Source organism: Nocardia sp. NPDC059229 (assembly GCF_042754165.1).
GTDB lineage: Bacteria > Actinomycetota > Actinomycetes > Mycobacteriales > Mycobacteriaceae > Nocardia.
This window is the reverse complement of the sequence record NZ_JBHZAK010000015.1, coordinates 15,888-33,937: the sequence shown is the minus strand read 5'-3', so window position 1 is coordinate 33,937 and position 18,050 is coordinate 15,888. Positions and strand designations below refer to the sequence as shown.

At 68.0% G+C, this 18,050-nt stretch carries 14 protein-coding genes; 7 read left to right on the top strand and 7 right to left on the bottom strand.

What is annotated here, in order from left to right; translation table 11 throughout:
* Positions 1–49 precede the first annotated feature (49 nt).
* The gene (locus ACFXHE_RS29710) at positions 50–2,248 is read right to left on the bottom strand and encodes a phosphocholine-specific phospholipase C (RefSeq protein WP_379387901.1); all 2,199 of its coding nucleotides are present in this window, start codon (positions 2,246–2,248) and stop codon (positions 50–52) included.
* A gap of 303 nt (positions 2,249–2,551) precedes the next feature.
* Here ACFXHE_RS29710 and ACFXHE_RS29705 point away from each other — a divergent pair, with 303 nt between their 5' ends.
* From ACFXHE_RS29705 to efeB, 3 genes are all read left to right on the top strand, one after another.
* Positions 2,552–3,067, top strand: coding sequence for a GtrA family protein (locus ACFXHE_RS29705; RefSeq protein ID WP_379387729.1), 516 nt, complete (start codon positions 2,552–2,554; stop codon positions 3,065–3,067).
* Between the two features lie 95 nt (positions 3,068–3,162).
* Positions 3,163–5,253 (top strand): iron uptake transporter permease EfeU, encoded by a 2,091-nt coding sequence (gene efeU, locus ACFXHE_RS29700; RefSeq protein ID WP_379387728.1) that lies wholly within the window; start codon positions 3,163–3,165, stop codon positions 5,251–5,253.
* Between the two features lie 28 nt (positions 5,254–5,281).
* Positions 5,282–6,514, top strand: a complete 1,233-nt coding sequence (gene efeB, locus ACFXHE_RS29695) for an iron uptake transporter deferrochelatase/peroxidase subunit (protein WP_379387727.1) — start codon at positions 5,282–5,284, stop codon at positions 6,512–6,514.
* Positions 6,515–6,535: 21 nt separating this feature from the next.
* Here the strand turns inward: efeB and ACFXHE_RS29690 are convergent, their stop codons facing one another.
* The 4 genes from ACFXHE_RS29690 to ACFXHE_RS29675 all read right to left on the bottom strand — a co-directional run bounded on the left by ACFXHE_RS29690 (position 6,536) and on the right by ACFXHE_RS29675 (position 11,821).
* A complete protein-coding gene (locus tag ACFXHE_RS29690; RefSeq protein ID WP_379387726.1) occupies positions 6,536–7,933 on the bottom strand; it encodes an FAD-binding oxidoreductase in 1,398 nt (465 codons plus the stop codon).
* Between the two features lie 342 nt (positions 7,934–8,275).
* Positions 8,276–8,608 (bottom strand): transglycosylase family protein, encoded by a 333-nt coding sequence (locus tag ACFXHE_RS29685; RefSeq protein ID WP_379387725.1) that lies wholly within the window; start codon positions 8,606–8,608, stop codon positions 8,276–8,278.
* A 100-nt stretch (positions 8,609–8,708) separates the two neighbouring features.
* Positions 8,709–10,169 (bottom strand): flavin-containing monooxygenase, encoded by a 1,461-nt coding sequence (locus ACFXHE_RS29680; protein ID WP_379387724.1) that lies wholly within the window; start codon positions 10,167–10,169, stop codon positions 8,709–8,711.
* A gap of 179 nt (positions 10,170–10,348) precedes the next feature.
* Entirely contained in the window at positions 10,349–11,821 is a 1,473-nt protein-coding gene (locus ACFXHE_RS29675; protein WP_379387723.1) for a glycoside hydrolase family 5 protein, read from the bottom strand.
* A gap of 287 nt (positions 11,822–12,108) precedes the next feature.
* On the opposite strand from ACFXHE_RS29675, the gene ACFXHE_RS29670 reads away from it, so the two are divergent.
* A complete protein-coding gene (locus ACFXHE_RS29670; RefSeq protein WP_379387722.1) occupies positions 12,109–13,005 on the top strand; it encodes a tyrosine-protein phosphatase in 897 nt (298 codons plus the stop codon).
* Between the two features lie 18 nt (positions 13,006–13,023).
* On the opposite strand, the gene ACFXHE_RS29665 is transcribed toward ACFXHE_RS29670, so the two are convergent.
* Positions 13,024–13,944, bottom strand: coding sequence for a helix-turn-helix domain-containing protein (locus ACFXHE_RS29665; protein WP_379387721.1), 921 nt, complete (start codon positions 13,942–13,944; stop codon positions 13,024–13,026).
* A gap of 8 nt (positions 13,945–13,952) precedes the next feature.
* Between ACFXHE_RS29665 and ACFXHE_RS29660 the strand changes: the two genes are divergently transcribed.
* Positions 13,953–15,191, top strand: coding sequence for a cytochrome P450 (locus tag ACFXHE_RS29660; RefSeq protein ID WP_379387720.1), 1,239 nt, complete (start codon positions 13,953–13,955; stop codon positions 15,189–15,191).
* Here ACFXHE_RS29660 and ACFXHE_RS29655 read toward each other — a convergent pair.
* Positions 15,148–16,041: a YidH family protein gene (locus ACFXHE_RS29655; protein ID WP_379387719.1), complete on the bottom strand. Its 894-nt coding sequence runs from the start codon at positions 16,039–16,041 to the stop codon at positions 15,148–15,150. The two genes, ACFXHE_RS29660 and ACFXHE_RS29655, sit on opposite strands and share 44 nt — an antisense overlap.
* Positions 16,042–16,096: 55 nt before the next feature.
* Here ACFXHE_RS29655 and ACFXHE_RS29650 point away from each other — a divergent pair, with 55 nt between their 5' ends.
* The gene (locus tag ACFXHE_RS29650) at positions 16,097–16,663 is read left to right on the top strand and encodes a PadR family transcriptional regulator (protein WP_379387718.1); all 567 of its coding nucleotides are present in this window, start codon (positions 16,097–16,099) and stop codon (positions 16,661–16,663) included.
* 51 nt (positions 16,664–16,714) lie between these two features.
* Complete coding sequence (locus ACFXHE_RS29645) at positions 16,715–18,049, top strand: MFS transporter (RefSeq protein ID WP_379387717.1); 1,335 nt, start codon at positions 16,715–16,717, stop codon at positions 18,047–18,049.
* The last annotated feature ends 1 nt before the right edge of the window (position 18,050 follow it).

The window sequence follows — 18,050 nt, the reverse complement described above, 5'->3', positions numbered from 1 at the left end:
GCCGGCCTTCGGATCCGGAAGTCCGGATCCGAAGGCCGTGCGGCCGCGACTACGCGGTGCTGCTCGCGCTGCCGTTCTCCAGGTGACCGGCGAAATGCCTGCGCCAGTTGGAGTTTCCGGAGAGGCTGAGCGTCAGGTCGTACCAGCCCTGGTCGAGCGGGGCGGTGATATCGCGTTTGGATCCGGCGTCGATCGTGGCCGGGGAACCGCCGCTCACCTGGACCGTCAGTGCCGAACCGCCGGAATTGCTCACGGTGACAATGAAAGTCGGCTGATCGGCGGTGCCACCGACGGCGGCGGTGGCGGTGAGCGCCGCGGTATCGGCGGTGCCCGCGGCCTCGACGACGAACCCGTTGGGGGCATGGATCGCGAAGTCGTAGGAGCCGCCGAGCTGGAATCGCTCCTGGGCTGTGCCGCCCGGGACCACCACGGTCTGCCGGATCGAATTGTCGTGGTAGGCAAAGGTTTGGAACGGCATGGCCACCGTGCCCTGGTTGCCGTATCGGGCCGTCGCGGCGTTGCCGGCGACCTCCACCCAGGCGACCGGCTGATAGGGCAGCGGCCGGGCCTTGGCGCGGCCCGCGTCCTGGACCGGCATCTGCTGTCCGGCGGGGGAGGGCGGGGTCGGCTTGGGCAGGTTCTTCTGACCGGCCGCGCGGGCGCGCTCGGCATTGGCGTCGGGCAGGGTGGGAATGCTGGTGTCGCGCTTGCCGAAATCGAAGCAGCTGGTGAGGTCGCCGCACACCGCGCGCCGCCAGGCCGAGATATTGGGTTCGGCGACGCCGGTCCACTGCTCCAGGAAGCGCAGCACCGAAGTGTGGTCGAACACTTGGGAATTCACGTAGCCGCCGCGGCTCCACGGTGAGATCACCAGCATCGGTACCCGCGGTCCCAGGCCGATCGGAGACTGCCCGCCCAGCAGCGCCCCGGCCCGGCTGATCAGGGTGTCCATGGTCGCCGAGCCCGAGGCCAGCCCGAGCGTCGCCGAGCCGGAATTCAGGTCGGTGCCGGTGATCTCCAGCGACGGCAGGATCTCGTCGGGGGTGCCGGGCGGCGCGGTCGGCGGCACCACGTGGTCGAAGAAGCCGTCGTTCTCGTCGTAGTTGACGAGCAGGACCGTCGACTCCCACAGTTTCGGGTTGTCCCACAGGGCCTGCAGGACACGCTGGATGTAGGCGGCGCCGTCGGCGGGACGGTAGGCGGGGTGCTCGGAGTAGCCGGCGGGCGCGACCACCCAGGACACCTGCGGCAGGGTGCCGGCGGCGCAATCGGAAATGAACTGCTGCAGCACGTAATCGACATTGGTGCCGTCGGTGCCGGCCGGTGCGGGCGTCATACCGGTGGTGGTCACCTTGGCACGATCGGCCAGCTGGCGGACCGCGGGATCGGACGAGGCTGCCGCGTCGTGATAGGCGCGGAACAGCCACAGCGGATTGTCACCGAAGTCGGCCAGGAAGTCGCCGCCGCTGTGCGAGTCGGCGTACACCTGCCACGAGATTCCGGCCTGCTGCAGGCGTTCCGGATAGGTGGTCCAGGTGTAGACGGGCCGATAGTCCGGGGGATTGGACACGGCGGGTCCGCCCGCCCGCCCGGCGGCGTCGATGGTGCCGGTCCAGTGGAACAGCCGATTCGGCGTGGTGGGTCCCTGGATCGAACAGAAGTAGTGATCGCAGATGGTGAACGCGGAGGCCAGTGCGCGATGGAAGGGAATGTCGGCCTCGGTGAAGTAGCCCATGGTCATCTTGGACTTGGCCGCGATCCAGGAGTGGTAGGCGCCATCGGCCCACGCCATGTGCGTGGTGTTCCAGTCGTGCGCCAGATCGCCGAGATCCTGCCCGTCCACCCGGCTGGTGTCGACGTGCCAGGGCAGCAGGAACCCGGTGCTGCTGAACGCATCCGGCTGATGGAACGCGTCCCGGGTGTCGCCGCCCGCCGACCCGCTGCTGCTCCCGCTGCCCGAACCGCTGCTCGATCCGCTCGCCGAACCGCTGGCGCTCCCGGTGCCCGCCGACCCGCTGCCCAGATCGGTCCCGGGCCCGCCGGCCAGGGCGGTGTCCATGGCCGCCTGCAGGATCGGGTCGTAGCCGCCGGCGGGCAGCCGCAGGGCGCGCTTGTCACCGAAACCCCGTACGCCGCTCATGGTTCCGAAGTAGTGATCGAAGGATCGGTTCTCCTGCATGAGGATCACCACGTGCTGGACCTGATCCAGGGAGCCCGAGCGCCCCGGTTCCGCCAGTGCCTCCGCCATGCCCTCCGGCAGCCCGGTCACCCCCGCCGCGCCCGCGGCCAGCATCGACCCCAGCACCGTTCGCCGATTCGTCCTGGCGAATCCACGCCCCATCAGAAATCTCCGATCCGTCGTCTGTCCCCAGCCATCGCGGCGCCGCAGACGCTACCGGCACGCCCGCCGGTCCGCAGCGCCCGAAACGTGTCCTGGCCAGCGCTTTTCGCTATAAGCGCGGATGGTGGGGGTGCCGTCGCGGAAAAATCGGCCCCATGAAGTTGGTCGGATGATCACCCCGGGGTCATGTAGAGGTGCCACGGTGGTCGCGTGCGGACGGAGACACAGGCGCGGCCGGCGCGCGCGGTGCGCTGGTTCCACCTGGTGTGCGACAGGGTGGTGGCGCGGCTGCCGTTCGGGCTGGGCCGGTTCGTGGCCCCGACCTTCGTGGGCTATCTGCTGGTGAGCGGGTTCACCTTCACGCTGGATCTGGTGGTGCTGACCGCCCTGCACGGGGTCGCGGGCCTGGCGCTGCCGATCGCGGTGACCGTGGCCTATTGCACGGCATTCGGCGCGAGCTATCTGCTGAATCGGATCCTCAACTTCGAGTCGCACGCCGCGGTCGGTCCGCAGGTCGCCATCTATGTCGTGGTGGTCGCGGTGAACTACCTGGTGTTCATCCTCGGCGTGACCAGCGGTGTGGCCGCCTTGGGCATCGACTACCGAATCGCCCGCGTCCTGGGCGGTCTCGGCGAGGGTTTGTTCATGTACGCGTCGATGCGGCTGCTCGTCTTCCGGACCTGGTCACTGTCCAGCCGCCGCTCGCGTCGTCAGCGCGAGTGTTGAATACCCGGCCACCAGCGCTACCAGCGACAACAAGTCAGCGGGGCTGGACGGGTGTGGGCTGGACGGGCATGTAGGTATGGCTTACCTTGGCAGCCGTGAGTGTTGCCGAAGCTGTGCCGAATCTGCTGATCTGCCTGCGGGAGGGCCTGGAGGCGGGGCTCGTGGTGACCATCCTGCTGGCCGCCGTGCGCCGGTTGTCCACACCTGAACGCCCGGTCTCGACCACGCCGGTCTGGCTGGGCGTGCTCGGCGCGATCTCGGTGGCCGGGAGTTTCGCCGCCGTGCTGACGTATTCGACTGCCGCACTGACCAGTTCGGCCCGGGCCGCCGTCGCGGGCGTGCTGAGCGTGCTGGCCGTGGCCCTGGTCACCGTGATGATCTTCTGGATGCGGCGCACCGGGGCCTCCCTGTCGGGACAGCTGCGCGGCGAGGTCGCGCGGGCCGCGGGACTGGGCGCGGGTGTGCTCGCGGTGACGGCGTTCCTGGCCGTCGGGCGCGAGGGCCTGGAGACCACGCTGTTCGTGTGGACGGCCATCAAGGCGGCGGGATCGACAGCAGCTCCGCTGGTCGGCGCGGCCCTCGGACTGGGTATCGCGATGGCGCTGTGCTGGTTGCTGTTCCGGCGTGCGGTGCGGCTGAACCTCGGTGTCTTCTTCAACCGGACCGCCGTGCTGCTCATCGTCATCGCCGCGGGCGTGCTCGCCTACGGCCTCGGTGACCTGCAGGAGGCGGGCTGGCTGCCGGGCGCCCGCTGGATCGCTTTCGACCTGACCGCGCACGTCGACCCGAACTCGTGGTGGGTCTCGATCATCACCGGCATCACCAACCTGTCGCCGAAGATGACGGTGCTGCAGATGGTGGCGTGGATCGCCTACCTGGCCACCGTGATTCCGCTGTTCGTCCGGGCGGGCCGCACCCCCGCGACCGAGGCCGAGCCGGTGGCGAAGCCGGAAACCGAGCCCACCGGCAAGAAGCCGGAAACCGAGCCCGCGCACGCGGATTGGTGGGAGCGAATCGCCGGTCCGCGTCCGGTGCTGGTCGGCGCGACCATGGTGCTGGTCCCGGTGCTGGCGGCCGGCACCGCCATCGCCCTGCTGCCCGCGGGCGGCTCGAACACCGCGCACACGGTCACCGTGACCGCGGATGCGTGCGCGCCGGAATGGACCTCGGCGCATACCGGCACCCAGACCATCGCGGTGCACAACACGTCCGGCAAGTCCGGCGAGATCGATCTGGTCGACGCGGACGGCGCGGTGGCCGGTGAGATCGAGAACATCGGTCCCGGCACCACCGCCGAGCTGACCGCGACCCTGAATCCGGGCAGCTACACCATCGTCTGCCTGATGTCGGGCCGCCCGTCGCTGTCCTCGCCGCGCGTACAGGCCACCGGTCCTCAGACGGACGCGCCGCCGGCCTTCAAACCCGCGCGCGCCAGCGAACTGCACGGGCCGAACGAGGCCTACCAGGCGTACGTGCGGGGCGTGCTGACCCGTCTGACCGGTGCCGTCGGCACGGTCGGCCGGGATCTGCGGGCGCGCAATATCCCCGCCGCGCAGGCCGATTGGCTGCTCGCGCTGCAGGAGTGGGAGCGGGTCGGCGCGTCGTACAACAGCTTCGGCGAGGCGGGGACCGCGGTCGACGGGCTGCCCGGCGGTCTGCTGGACGGCGTCAACGATCCGGGATTCACCGGCCTGCACCGCCTCGAATACGGCCTCTGGCACGGCCAGGGCCCGGAGCAGCTGCTGCCCGTGGTCGACAAGCTCACCGCGGATATCGCCGCGATCGGGGACAAGCTGACCAGCACCGATATTGCCGGTGATCCGGCCACCCTGCCGGTGCGCGCCCACGAGATCCTGGAAGACACACTGCGCGACCATCTTTCGGGCCTGGACGATCAGGGTGCGGGCGCGGCCTATCCGGCGACGCTGGCCGATGTCGAGGTCACCCGCACCGTCCTGGATCAGCTCGCCGTCCCGCTGGACGAGCGTGACCCGCAGCTGCGCCCCGACCTCGGGTCCAAGCTGGACCGGTTGCGCGCCGCCCTGCTGGCCACCCAGGACGACGGCCGCTGGCGCACGCCGGCACAGACACCGCAGGCCGCCCGGCAGGCGGTGCTCGCCGCGATCGGCGCCGCCCTGGAAGCGCTGGACCGGGTGCCGCGGCTGCTGGAAACCAAAGCGAACTGACTCTCTACGAAGGACCGAGGCCATCACCATGACTGTCAGCCGCCGCCGCTTCCTCTCCGGCGCCGCCGCGGGCGCCGCCGGAACCGCCCTGACCGCAGGCGTTCTCGTCGAGGGCGCCCGCGTGGACGCCGCCGCCGCGGGCGGGCAGGCCACGACCACACCGGCCTACCCGTTCCACGGCGCGCATCAGGCGGGCATTCTCACCCCGGCTCCGGCCGATCGCCAGAACGCCTCCTGCTTCGCGGCGTTCGACGTGACCGCCGCCAACCGCGCCGAACTCGCCGACCTGATGAAGACGCTCACCGAGCGCGCCCGCGCCCTCACCGCCGGTGGCCCGCCGCCGGATCTGGGTCCGAGCCACCCGCCCGCCGACAGCGCCGTCCTGGGACCCGAGATCCCGGCCGACGGCCTGACCGTCACCACCGGTGTCGGTGCGAGCCTGTTCGATCAGCGGTACGGACTGGCTTCCCAGAAGCCCGCGCACCTGACGCCGATGCGGATCTTCCCCGACGACTCGCCGGAAGCGGCCTGGATGCACGGTGATCTGCTGCTGCAGCTGTGCGCCCACAACCCGGACACCATCCACCACGCCATCCGCGATCTCACCCGCCACACCCGCGGCGGGATCCAATTGCGCTGGAAGATCCAGGGTTACAACTCCCCGCCGCGGCCGTCCGGCACCGGCCGCAATCTGCTCGGCTTCAAGGACGGCACCGCCAACCCGACCGGCTCCGACGCCGCCGCTCTGATCTGGGCCGGCAGCCCTGACGAGCCCGCGTGGACCCGGGGCGGCACCTACCAGGTGGTCCGCCTCATCCGCATGCTGGTGGAGTTCTGGGACCGCGTCTCGATCGCGGAGCAGGAGAACATGTTCGGCCGCCGCCGCGAATCCGGCGCACCCCTGGACGGCACCAAGGAATTCGACGTCCCCAACTACGCCGCCGATCCCGACGCCACCGTCACCCCCGCCACCGCCCACATCCGCCTGGCCAATCCCCGCACCCCCGACACCGCCGACCAGCAGCTGCTGCGCCGCTCCTACAACTACGACCTCGGCGTCGACCCGAACGGCAATCTCGCCACCGGGCACATCTTCACCTGCTTCCAGCAGGACATCCAGCGCCAGTTCGAAACCATCCAGACCCGTTTGGCCGGAGAGCCTTTGACCGACTACGTTCAGCCCTTCGGCGGCGGCTACTTCTTCGTCCTGCCGGGCGTCACCGACACCAAGGACTGGTACGCCCGCACGCTGCTCAGCTGATCCGCCACCGCCCGAGCCGGGTCAGACGGTCAGCACGGTGTGGATTCGATTGCCGGGGTCGATGGTTCGGCGCAGCGCGGCCAGGCGCGGGTAGTTCTGTCCGTAGTAGCGGCTGAGGGGATCGCCCGGTTCGAGGTAGTTGGCATAGGCCCCCACCGAGACCGGTGCGAAGAGCCGGTGGGCGGCGGTGACCCAGGCCTGGGCGGTGTCGTGCGGGATCGGTTGGTAGGCACCCCATTCGACGAGGGCGGCGTGGTTGCGCCAGGGGAAGGCGGTGGCGGTGGGTGCGGTATCGCGGATCGCCCCGTCGAGGGTGTTGATCTGCACCCAGCCGGTGCCGCCGGCGTGCGAGAAGATCGTCAGGGCTTCGATGATGCGGGCGATGGTGTCGGGGGTGAGCTCGGAGACGACGTCGGAACCATTGGTGAAGCTCGCCCGCGGTGAGGTGGGACTGCCGCCCGCCAGATACATGATGGTGTCCATGTGATCGAGGGTCTGCGTGTCGATGGTCGACGGTTGCAGACCGATCGCATCCGTCAGCGCGGCCGCGGCCTGGTCGCCGGACCCGGCCGTGCAGACCATCTGCATCCAGCAGTCCAGGCTGCCGTTGCCATCGGCGTCGACGCTCACGTCGGCCCACTGGGAGCGGTCCGCGGACTGCAGCCAGGTGGACCAGCCGGCGATCACCTGCGCGGCGCTGTCGCCGGGAAAGGTCAGGCGCACCAGGTCTTTCGACGTCGCGGGACAGGTGTCGAAGGTCAGCGAGGTGACCACGCCGAACAGTGGGCCGCCGCCGCGCAGCGCCCAGAGCAGGTCCGGGTGGGAGGTCTCGGAGACCTCGGCGACGGTGCCGTCGGGCAGCACCAGCGTAGCGCCGGCGAGCCGGTCGCAGGTGAGGCCGTAGGCGCGGGATTCGAAGCCGAGGCCGCCGCCGAGGGCGAGTCCGCTGATGCCGACATCCGGGCACATACCGGTCGGAATGGTCAGATCCGAACGGTCGAGCTCGCGGTAGACGTCGTACAGGGTGTGGCCCGGCCCCACGACCGCCTGTCCCGCATCGACACTCACGCCGGTGAGCTGCCGGACGTCGATGATCATCGCGCCGGTCGTCGTCGACACCCCCGCATAGGAGTGCCCGCCGGACCGAGCGGCCACGGGCAGGCGGTATTCGGCCGCGAAACTCATGGCGGAGACGACATCGGCGGTCGAGGCGACCTGCACCACGGCAGTGGGTGTTTCGCTGTCGAACCGGGTGTTGAAGACCTGCTTGGCCATCTCGTAGCCGGTGTCGCCGACCCGGACGACGCGGCCGCGGATGAGCCGCTCCAGCCTGCTCCAATTCGGTTTGGCCGCACCGGCTCCGGAGGCGACCGAGACGGGATCGGCATCGGACAGGCCGGTGAATCCCCACCCGGCCAAGGCGATTCCCAGTGCGCCACACAGAAATGTGCCTCGCGAGAACCCGGCATCCGTCGCCCGTACGGATCTCACTCTGCGCATGTGCCCTCCAGGCTCGGAGCTAGCCGGAAAACCATGGCGGGCAACGGATGCACGCCTGCCCGGGACGTCGACTATGTGTGGTTTGCCGCAATTTCCTGCGGATGATCAACAGCCGCCAGGTAATTGTGCCGACCACCCGGGTGGCGAGGCATGAGTTCGACCTAGGCCTAAGACAACTCACAGGCAACCGTGACCGAATTGCCCGCGTGTCGCGCTAGGTCGTGAAGTTGGAGAAGTTGTGGTCTCGGAGGAGTTGTGGCCTCAGAGATAGGCCCCGCAGTAGGGCCACGCCCCTGGGCCCTCGTGCGCGAGGATCCGTTCCGCGATGCGGATCTGCTCCTCGCGACTGGCGTCGGCGGGATTCCCCCTGCCGCCGTACGCCTTCCAGGTGCCCTGGCTGAATTGCAGGCCACCGTAGTAGCCGTTGCCGGTGTCCGCCCCCCAATCCCCGCCCGCCTCGCACTGGACGACGGCATCCCAGTCGTGCCAGCCGGCGGCGAGTGCGGTTGGGGCCGGCCCACAGGTCAAGGCCGTGATCCCAACCGCGAGAGCAAGAAAGTGAGCGGGTCTTCGAAACGAGCGCTGTCCGATCATGGCGTATCTCCGCCCTGGTAGCCGAACTCGCGGGAAAGACAACCAGCCGATCGTAGCTGAAGATTTGCTAGGATTCTATATTTTAGTATTGACCTGGGTATTAGTTGGTTTGCAGGTGGAAGTCTGCCGGGTCGGGCTCGGACAGCATGGACTCCATGGTGGCGCGGTCGAAGGGGAGCAGGTCGATGCTGCCGCCCTCGGTGAAGTACCAGGAGTTGCAGCCGGTGTTCCAGACAGTGGGGCCCATGGCCTCGGAGACCTCGGTCTCGAACCGCGCGGTGGCGTCCTCGGTGACCTCGACGGTGTCGAATTCGCCTGCGCTCCAGCGCTGGATCCACCGGGTGATGTAGCGGGCGGTCACCTCGGCGGCGTGGTGCAGCGGAATGGAACCGGTGGGGGAGTGGGGGCCGAGGACCGTGAAGAAATTGGGGAAGCCGGGGATCGCGGTCATCCGGTAGGCGCGCGGGCCCTTCGCCCAGGCGTCGTCGATCGAGATGTCGCCGCGGCCGGTCAGATTCATCGGCCGCATGTAGTCGTGGGCGCGGAAGCCGGTCGCGAGGACGATCAGATCGAGCTCGTGGTGGCGGCCGTCGGCGGTGCGGATGCCGGTCGGGGTCACCTCCTCGATGGCCGTGGTGATCAGCTCGGCATTGCGGGCGCGCAGCGCGCGATAGTAGGTGCCGGACAGCACCTGCCGCTTGCACAGCGGCTCGTAGTCGGGGGTGAGCTGTTCGCGGAGCTCCGGCTGGAGGATTTGCGCGCGCAGGCTCAGCCGCGCGTACTCCTGGACCGCCCGCCGCCGCCAGCTCGGCCGGGTCACCACGTCGGTGAACAGCCTGGCTCCCGTCATGCCTGCCTGGTAGAGCGCGCGATTCACCTGTGGCAGCCGGTTCAGCACCGCGCCGACGATCGCGGGCTGCGGGATCTGCATCGGAGCCCAGATCACCCACTGCGGGCTGCGCACGAAGTGGGTGACGCGCTCGGCCTCCGGCTGCAGCGCCGAGACCACCTGCACGCCGGTCGAACCCGTGCCGATGACCGCGATCCGCCGCCCGGCGGTCGCCACGCTGTCGTCCCAGCGCGCGGTGTGCAGCACCTCGCCGGTGAAATCGGACAAACCGGGCAGATCTGGCACCGCCGGATGATGCAGTACCCCGGTAGCCGCGATGACGAAGTCGGCCTGGTAGCGGCTCCCGTCGCCGGTCTCGACGAGCCACCCGGATCCGGTGAACGTCGCTGCCACCACCTCGGAATTCAGCCGCAGATGCGGCCGCAGCCCGTACTGCTCGGCCACATCGGCGAGATATCGCTGTATCTCCGGGCCGGGCGCGAAGATGTGCGACCAGTCCGGCTTCGGCGCGAACCCGAACTGGTACAGCTGGGAGGGCACGTCACAGGTCAGTCCGGGGTAGTGGTTCCAATGCCACACCCCGCCCACATCGGACCCCTTCTCCAGGATCACGAAGTCATCGAACCCATTGCGCTGCAACGTGATCGCACTCGCTATGCCGGACACTCCGGCTCCGATGATCACGATGCGAGGCTGCCGCGCCGCACCCATCCCAACCTCCTTGTTGGATACCCTAGGAACTCAAATACTGACGGTATTTGGAACCATTGGGTATGTCAATCGGCCGGTACGGGGCGATTGCTCAGTTCCTCCAGGTGAGCTGAGTGCGGTAGCGCGCGGGCCGGCCGTCGATTGCAGGCCACCGCCGATCGCGCCGGGGTGTCCGATCCTCAGGACTGCTTGATCGAATAGGAGCCGGCGGCGTTCCCGGTCAGCTGCCAGCCGCCCGCCACCTGGGTGAGGGTGAGGTCGGAAACGTTGGTGGACTGCACATTCGGGCGTGCGGCGCCGGGGTACCAGGCCTCCACCCGGCCCGTGCCGGTACCGGTGAAACCAGTGGCGCCGACCGTGCTCAGGGTGCCGGGGACCGCGCGCGGGTAGGCGCGGGCCAGCGCCCGGGCATACCCGGCGGCCTGGCCGAGCGACGCGCCCGACGGGCAGGAGATGCGGTTGAGATTGCCCTGCGGCTGGTTCGTATTGCCGTCGCGCACCGTGTGCGGGTCACCGCAGGCCTGCTTCCACGACCACCACGACCCGCCCATGCGATTGGCATCGAGCTGGTCCACGAACCGATCCACCTTGGCCGCATCGGAATTCGGATCCCCGAACCAGCCCCACTCGCCGCTCCACACCGGCGCCCGGTACTTGGCGGCGGCGTCGAGGGCGATCTTGAACCCCACCTCGATGGTCGGGAAGGTGTTCACGATATTGATGGACTCGCTGTACAGATGCGGCGAGAACACCGCCAGCGGATCGGTGATGTAGTGCGCCGGCGGCGTGGCGTCGATGCCGATGGCCGACCAGATCGCGCTGGGCTCGAAGATGGCCAGGTGCGGCCGGCTGCCGCGCTCGGCCTGCCGGATAGCGGCAATCACCCGCTGGTAGTACCTGCCGAGCTGGTCGGCGGCCGAGAACGGGTCGCGCAGACCGGGATTGGGCTCGTTGAGCAGGTCGTAGCCGGCAATCGCGGGCTCGTCCTTGAACTCGGCGGCCAGCTTCGCCCAGGTGTCGACCAGGTGGCCCTGAATGCCCTGGGTGTCGTCGTAGAAGTTCTGGAAGGCGCGGGCGACCGCGGGCGCGGTCTCGCGGACGCCGCCGAAGTTGCAGGTGGTCCAGCCGTCGGTGAGGGTCGCCCACGCGGGCGCGCCGTCCCAGCCGATGCCGGGCTTCATGAACGGCGGGCAGCTCTGCCCCTTGGGCGAGCCGACGGCCTTGCCCCAGGCATCCTGGTGCATGTCCAGCACGGTGTAGAGGCCGTTGGCCTTGGCATCGTCGACCGCGGTGTGGATGCGGGCCAGGTAGGCCGGGTCGAACGCGCCGGGAGTGGGTTCGAGCGCCGACCAGGCCAGATTCAGCCGCACCACATTGAAGCCGAGCTCCGCCATCTGCGCGAAGTCGGTCCGGTCGAGCGGCGCGACGGCCGGCAGCGCCGGATCGTTCTGCGCGTAGTCGTTGAGCTGATTGACATTCACGCCGCGCAGCAGCACCGTACGCCAGGTGACATCGGTGATGGTGCCATTGGCGACCGTGAGCTGAGGCAGGGTCCAGCCGCCCGGCTCCGCCGTCGCTTCCTGGGCCGTGAGGCCGGTGAACAGCAGCGCCGCCGCGACGGCGGACGCCAGAACTCGGTCTCGTCTCAGCATGTCCTACCTCTCCCTGGCGCGAAATCGCGAGGATTTCTCCGGGCGATACCCGGTGCGTGCACGGAAAACCTAGTGGCACAAGGGCTCCGAGAGAAGCATCGGTTCCGAACGGATTGACAAGACCGGGTTGTCAATGATGTTCCCCGCTGAATGAGACCCGTTGGACTGTTTTCTGATTGGTTTCCGCCGGTTCATCCGGTCCGCGTAGATCTGTCTGCGATCAATTGCGTGTCACGCGTTGTCGCAGATCAGGGCGCGGGTGGCAGGCACGAACAGGAGTCTGAGAGTTGTCTGTTTCGTGGCGTCGTAGCGCCGTCGTTGTCGCGCTGAGTGCTGGGCTGCTGGCAAGCCCGTTGCTCGGGAACGTGGTGGATGCCCAGCTGTCGGCGCTGCCGGCGGCGACCGCCAAGCCGAAAACCGATCAGGCGGCGGATGCGCCCCGGCTCGCCAGCGTCGACAATTTCCGCGATGTCGCGGGCACCGGGGCCGGTTACGACGCGCAGGGTAGCCACCACGTCAACAAGGGGGTGTTCTACCGCTCGAACGCGCTGACCCCCAACGATTCCGACCTGGCCACGCTGAACGGGCTGCACCTGAGCAGCGTCTTCGACCTGCGCAGCAGCAGCGAGATCGCCGCCAAGCAGGACCGTGTTCCGACCGGTGCGATGTATGTGAACATCCCGATTCTCGGCGGGGACCTGTCCAGCGCCGTGGCGAAGCTGAAGTCGCCCGATGACGCCGCCAACTTCATGCGGGACATCAACCGGCTCTTCGTCACCGGCGCGGACGAGCGGGCGGGATTCGCGAATCTGCTGACCCAGCTCGCCGGTCAGGACGGTCCCGCGGTCTTCCACTGCACCGCGGGCAAGGACCGCACTGGCTGGGCCGCCTACCTGCTGCTGAGCATCGCCGGCGTCGACTCCGACACCATCATGAACGACTACCTGCTCACCAACCAGTACTCGGCCGCCTCCATCGCCGCCACCCTCGCCCAGATCAAGGCTGCCAAGGGCGACGCGGCCGCCGCCCTCTACCAGCCGCTGCTCGGCGTGGACCGCAGCTACCTGCAGGCCGGAATCGACCAGCTCACCGCCACTTACGGTTCGGTCGACAAGTATCTGAAGGACGGTCTGGGCCTGAAGGGGCAGACCATCGAACAGCTGAAGCACAAGCTGATCCAGTAGCCGCCCGGCGGCGGGCTGTCAGGAGTCGCCGGCGTCCAGGGGATGGAGCCGGCCCCGGGAACGGACGATCGGCAGTTGGTGCTGCATCTGCCAGTTCTCCATGGTCAGCGAGTACAGCCCGCCTCGGACCCGCAGGCGCGATTGCATATCCAGCGGCAGCGTGTACGTCACGGCCCCGGCTTCCCACATGGTCCGGAAGTCGAGGAATCGCTCCAGCCGTTCGTGGTATTCCCGCGCCCACGAGGTGTGGCCGTAGCGCCCCATGAATCCTCGATGGGTGGCGACTCCGATCCCCACCTGGTCATTCCAGTTGATCATGATTTCCCGAGCCTCGTCGGTGAACGACCACTCGAGCATGTACATCCCCGGCCGATGGGTCGGGAAGGTGTCGTAGTAGGCCTGATTCGCCGTGATCAGCCGGCGCTGCGGCGCGTAGAAGGACACGAGATCGGCTGCCGCCTCGATCATTTCGGTGTCCATGATCGGTGTCACCGCGGTCTCGAACACCTCGAAATCCGGGATCTCCAGGGCCGGGCCGATTCCGGTGATGGACGGGTAGGGCGAGGCGTAGCCGGCCAGATCGCAGATATAACGCCACTCGTCGTCGCTGGCCTGATAGGTCGTCGCCAGCACCCGCAGGATCCCGACGTCGACCTGTCCGACCTCGTCACGCTCGACCTTGGTCAGGTAGCTGGCGGTGATATGCGCTTCGGCCGCAGCCTTTTCCCTGCTGAACTTCCGCGCCGCGGGAAGCTCGCCGGTCTCGTGCCTGTGGACCTCTTCGCGCTTGCGCAAAAACGTAAGATGCTGCCCCAACGACTGTTTCGTGGGCTCGTTCACCACTCTCGGCGGATCCTCTCTGGGTACTACATACAACGCGATTGTATATACGGGCGGGGGATGTTCGGTTCGGGTCGCGCCGGACCCGCCCTGATACATTCCGAAACATGGGGTACGAGATCGGCTCTCCGGCAGACAATTTGGCGACCGAGGTCATCGAACTGACCGATAACTTCTTCGATGACCCGCACACGGTGTACGACCAGCTGCGGGGCCGGGGAGCGGTGCATCGGGTCCGCCTGCCGGATTCCGGACTCGGGTGGCTGATCACCGATTACGAGGTCGCCAAGGCCGCGTTCACCGATCCCGCCATCAGCAAGGTCCTCAAGTCACCCGGCGCGAAGGCCACGGTCGCGGCGGAGGGTGGCGACCGGCATCTCGGCGGCAGCATGTTCGCGGACATGATGGTCTTCTACGACCCGCCGGAGCACACCCGCCTGCGCGGCCTGGTCAACCGGGCCTTCAGCGGACGGGCCATGGCCGAGCTGTCGCCGCGGATCAGCGAACTCGCCGACGAACTGCTCGCCGACTTGGCTTCCGACCGTGGCGAAGTCGTGGATCTGCTGGAACGCTTCGCCGTCCCGCTCGGCATGTCGGTGATCTGCGAACTACTCGGTGTTCCCAGCACGGACCGCGACGCCTTCCAGCGCTGGTCCACCTCACTGTTGTCCAGCGAGGAAAGCAACGAGGCCCGCGCCACCGCGGTCATGGATTTCGTCCGCTACATCGACCAGCTGATCCGCACCAAGGACGCGACCCCCGGCCGGGACCTGCTCTCCGAACTGATCGCTGCTCGCCAGGACGACGACCGCCTCAGCCACCGCGAACTGATCAGCATGGTCTTCCTGCTCCTGGTCGCCGGCTTCGAAACCACGGTCAACCTCATCGGCAACGGCGTCGCAATCTTCCTGGCCGACAAGGACTTTCACCAGGCCCTCCTGTCCGACCCGGACCGAATCCCCGCCTTCATCGAGGAGGTCCTCCGCTTCGAAGCCCCCGCCACCGAAGCAACCTTCCGCTACACCACCGCCCCCACCACCCTCGGCGGCATCGAAATCCCCCAAGACCAACTCATCCTCATCTCCATGGCCGCCGCCGACCGCGACCCCACCCAATTCCCCGACCCCCACCGCTTCGACCCCGACCGCTCCCCCAACCACATAGCCTTCGGCCACGGCATCCACCGCTGCGTTGGCGCCCCCTTGGCCCGCACCGAAAGCGCCATCGCCCTCACCCGCCTCCTATCCACCTACCCCAACCTCGAACTAGCCCCCGACACCGACCTCCATTGGCGCAAAAGTCTCATTGTCCGAGGCCTGACCGCCCTCCCGGTCCGGTTGCGATAACCCGGCAGCCATTTTTCGAGCACGGACTGGTCGGACCGCCCGTACACCGCTCACCGCTTCGGAGCCGGCCACCGCTGTTGTTTCGGGCTTGCGAGGGACTGTAAAAACAACGGCTCTGGCGCACTTCCGGTGGTGATCGGGGGCTAGGCCAGCCGGATGCGGTGGCGAAGCAGCTGGAAGCTGGCCCGGCCGTGGCGAGGGCATCAGCCGGTCGCCTTCGGCGGCGAATTGCGAAATCGTCCACGCTCACCACTCGGGGAACCGGCTGTTGCGGTGCAGGGATGCGCAGCAGCACCCGCACCGCGGCTTGCCCGGCCAGCTCCCGCACGACCGCCGGGATCGTTGCGCACAGCGGCACGGGTGGCGGGATCGTCGCAGTCAATGACCTGACGGTGCAGCTTTTGGGCGATTGCAGGTGGTCTTCTTCCGCATCTGCATGGGTTGATTCCGCATTGCCTACCAGTGGATCCGTGTGTGCATCCAGATCGGCGGGGTCGACCAGACGTGCACAGTTATTCGCCCTCCGCGCGGTTGAATCGGCCGCGAGGACGAACGCCATCGCGATACAGCCCAGCGCGGCGACGTGCAGCAGGCCTGCGGCCCCGGCCGGCCCGGCGAGAGCGTGCACGGCCAGCAGCCCGAGGCTGGTGCGGATCCATGCCAGGAAGGTGCGCTCGTTCGCCAGGGGGAACCTGTAGTCGATCGGTTCCTCGGTGGGTCGGTTCTCAGTGCGATGTTCCTTCGGTGTTCTGCTGCGGTACCTACGGCATATATTCCTTAGAATATATAGTTCCGGACTGCCGGGTCGATGAGTTCCACATGTCCTGCAAGCTCTATCGCTACTTGACAACGAGATGTTCTCGTTGAATGGTGGCCGAATAGATTCCTGGGAACATAGGAGACCAATGCAACTCGACTACGTGATCCTGGGCGCGCTGGCCCTCGGCCGGTATTCGGGATACGACCTGCGGCGCTGGATGGAGGGGCCGGGGCGCTACATCGGCTACGGCGTGCAACTGCCGCAGATCTATCGGCGGCTGGGCAAGCTGGTCGAGCGCGGGTGGGTCGAGTTCGAGGTCGATGCTCGCGAGGGGCGACCGGACGCCAAGGTCTATCACCTGACCGAGGCGGGCCGCGAGGTGCTGCTGGACTGGGCCCGCTCACCGTTCGAGCCGTCGCCGCGGCCGATGGACCCGGACTTCAAGCTGCGCTTGATCTTCGCGGGCCAGCTCGACCGGGAGATCGCCGTCGATATCGTCCGCACCGAGCTCGAGTACCGCCGTAAGCACGACACCGGTTCGGCCGCAACGCCTTTCCCTGCCGACTACGACCCGCAGATTCCGGAACTCGATCCGGTGTGGGCGCGTCAGGTGCAGACCATGGCGCACGAGCACGGCTATGCCTTCACCGCGAGCTACATCGCGTGGCTGGAGCTGACGCTGGCGCGTCTGGAGGGTGACCGGTCCCGCTGACCGTCATTCCCTTCCGCCCGAATCATTTTCGCCCCGATGAAGAGGCCGCCCATGTCATCCACGCCCACCGAATCCGGCGCTGTCGCCAATCCCGTCGTGGCGGTGTCCGCCGCCGATACCCGTCGAGTCCGGGGTCAGCTCGCATTGCTCAGCGGGTTGATCAGTATGGACAACAGTGAGGCGTCGGTGATCTCGACGCTGTTCCCGGCCATTCGCTCCGCACTGGATCTCAAGCTGTCCGCGCTCGGAAACCTGATGGCGGTCAGCAAGATCCTCACCACCATCGCGGGCCCGATGTGGGTCCTGGCGGCGGCGCGGTACGGCCGCAAGAACGTGCTGGTGGTGTGCTGTGGGCTATGGGGTGTGTGGTCGATCGCGGCCGGGTTCTCGCAGAATTACCTGCAGCTGTTCGCCCTGTATGTGATTGCCGCGATCGGCTATGCCGCGGGCGGGCCGCTCGTCAACGGCATCCTCGCCGACCTGTTCGGCGAGAATCAGCGCGGCCGGGCGGCGGGCTGGCTCTACGCCGGATTCGCGATCATCGGTGCGTTCCTCACCCCGCTGCTCGGCCTGCTGTCGAACATTCCTGACGGCTGGCGCTACGGGTTCTTCCTCACCGGCGCGATCACGGTGTGCTGCGGGCTGCTGGTCCGGCGGTACTACACCGACCCGGGCATCGGTGCGGCGGATGCCGCCCCGGTGGACCGCGGGGCCGCCATGCCCGGCCGTGACCAGGTGCGAGCGGCCCTGCGCATCCGCACTCTGTGGGTGGTCATGGCGCAACGGGCCACCACCCCGCAGTTGGCCTTCCTGAGTTTCGCGGTGACCTACATGGTCAGCGTCCGTCATTTCAGCAATGCGCAGGCGGCGCTGGTCAGCCCCTTCGCCATGCTGGCGTATGTGCTCGGCACGGTGCTCGGCGGCTATGTCGTCGACCGTGTGGGCGCCTGCTTTCCCGGCTTCGGCCGGGTGGCGGTGTGGCAGGCGTCCGTGCTGAGCTGGGCGGCCGCGGCCGCGCTGTGCACCCAGATCGAATGGCCGTCGATCTGGGTGTACGCGATGATGTTCGCCCTACTGGGGCTGCTGCAGGGCTTCGGTCCCGGCAGTACGCGTCCCATCGTCATGGCGGTGTCCCGTCCCGAAATACGCAGTGCGGCTTTTGCTTTGTTCATCGGAGCCGAGTCGGTGGGCTGGGCGCTGAGCACCTTGGCGCTCGGTTACGTGGGCGATGCGATCGGGCTGCAGGACGCATTCCTGTGGCTGATCGTTGTGCTCGGCGCGGCCAACGGCGTGTTGATGACCTTGATCTATCGGCTGTTCCGGCGTGAATCTGCCGCTCTCCGTGCCGAATTGGCCGCGGCTCTCGCCGATACGGCCAGTGCCTGAG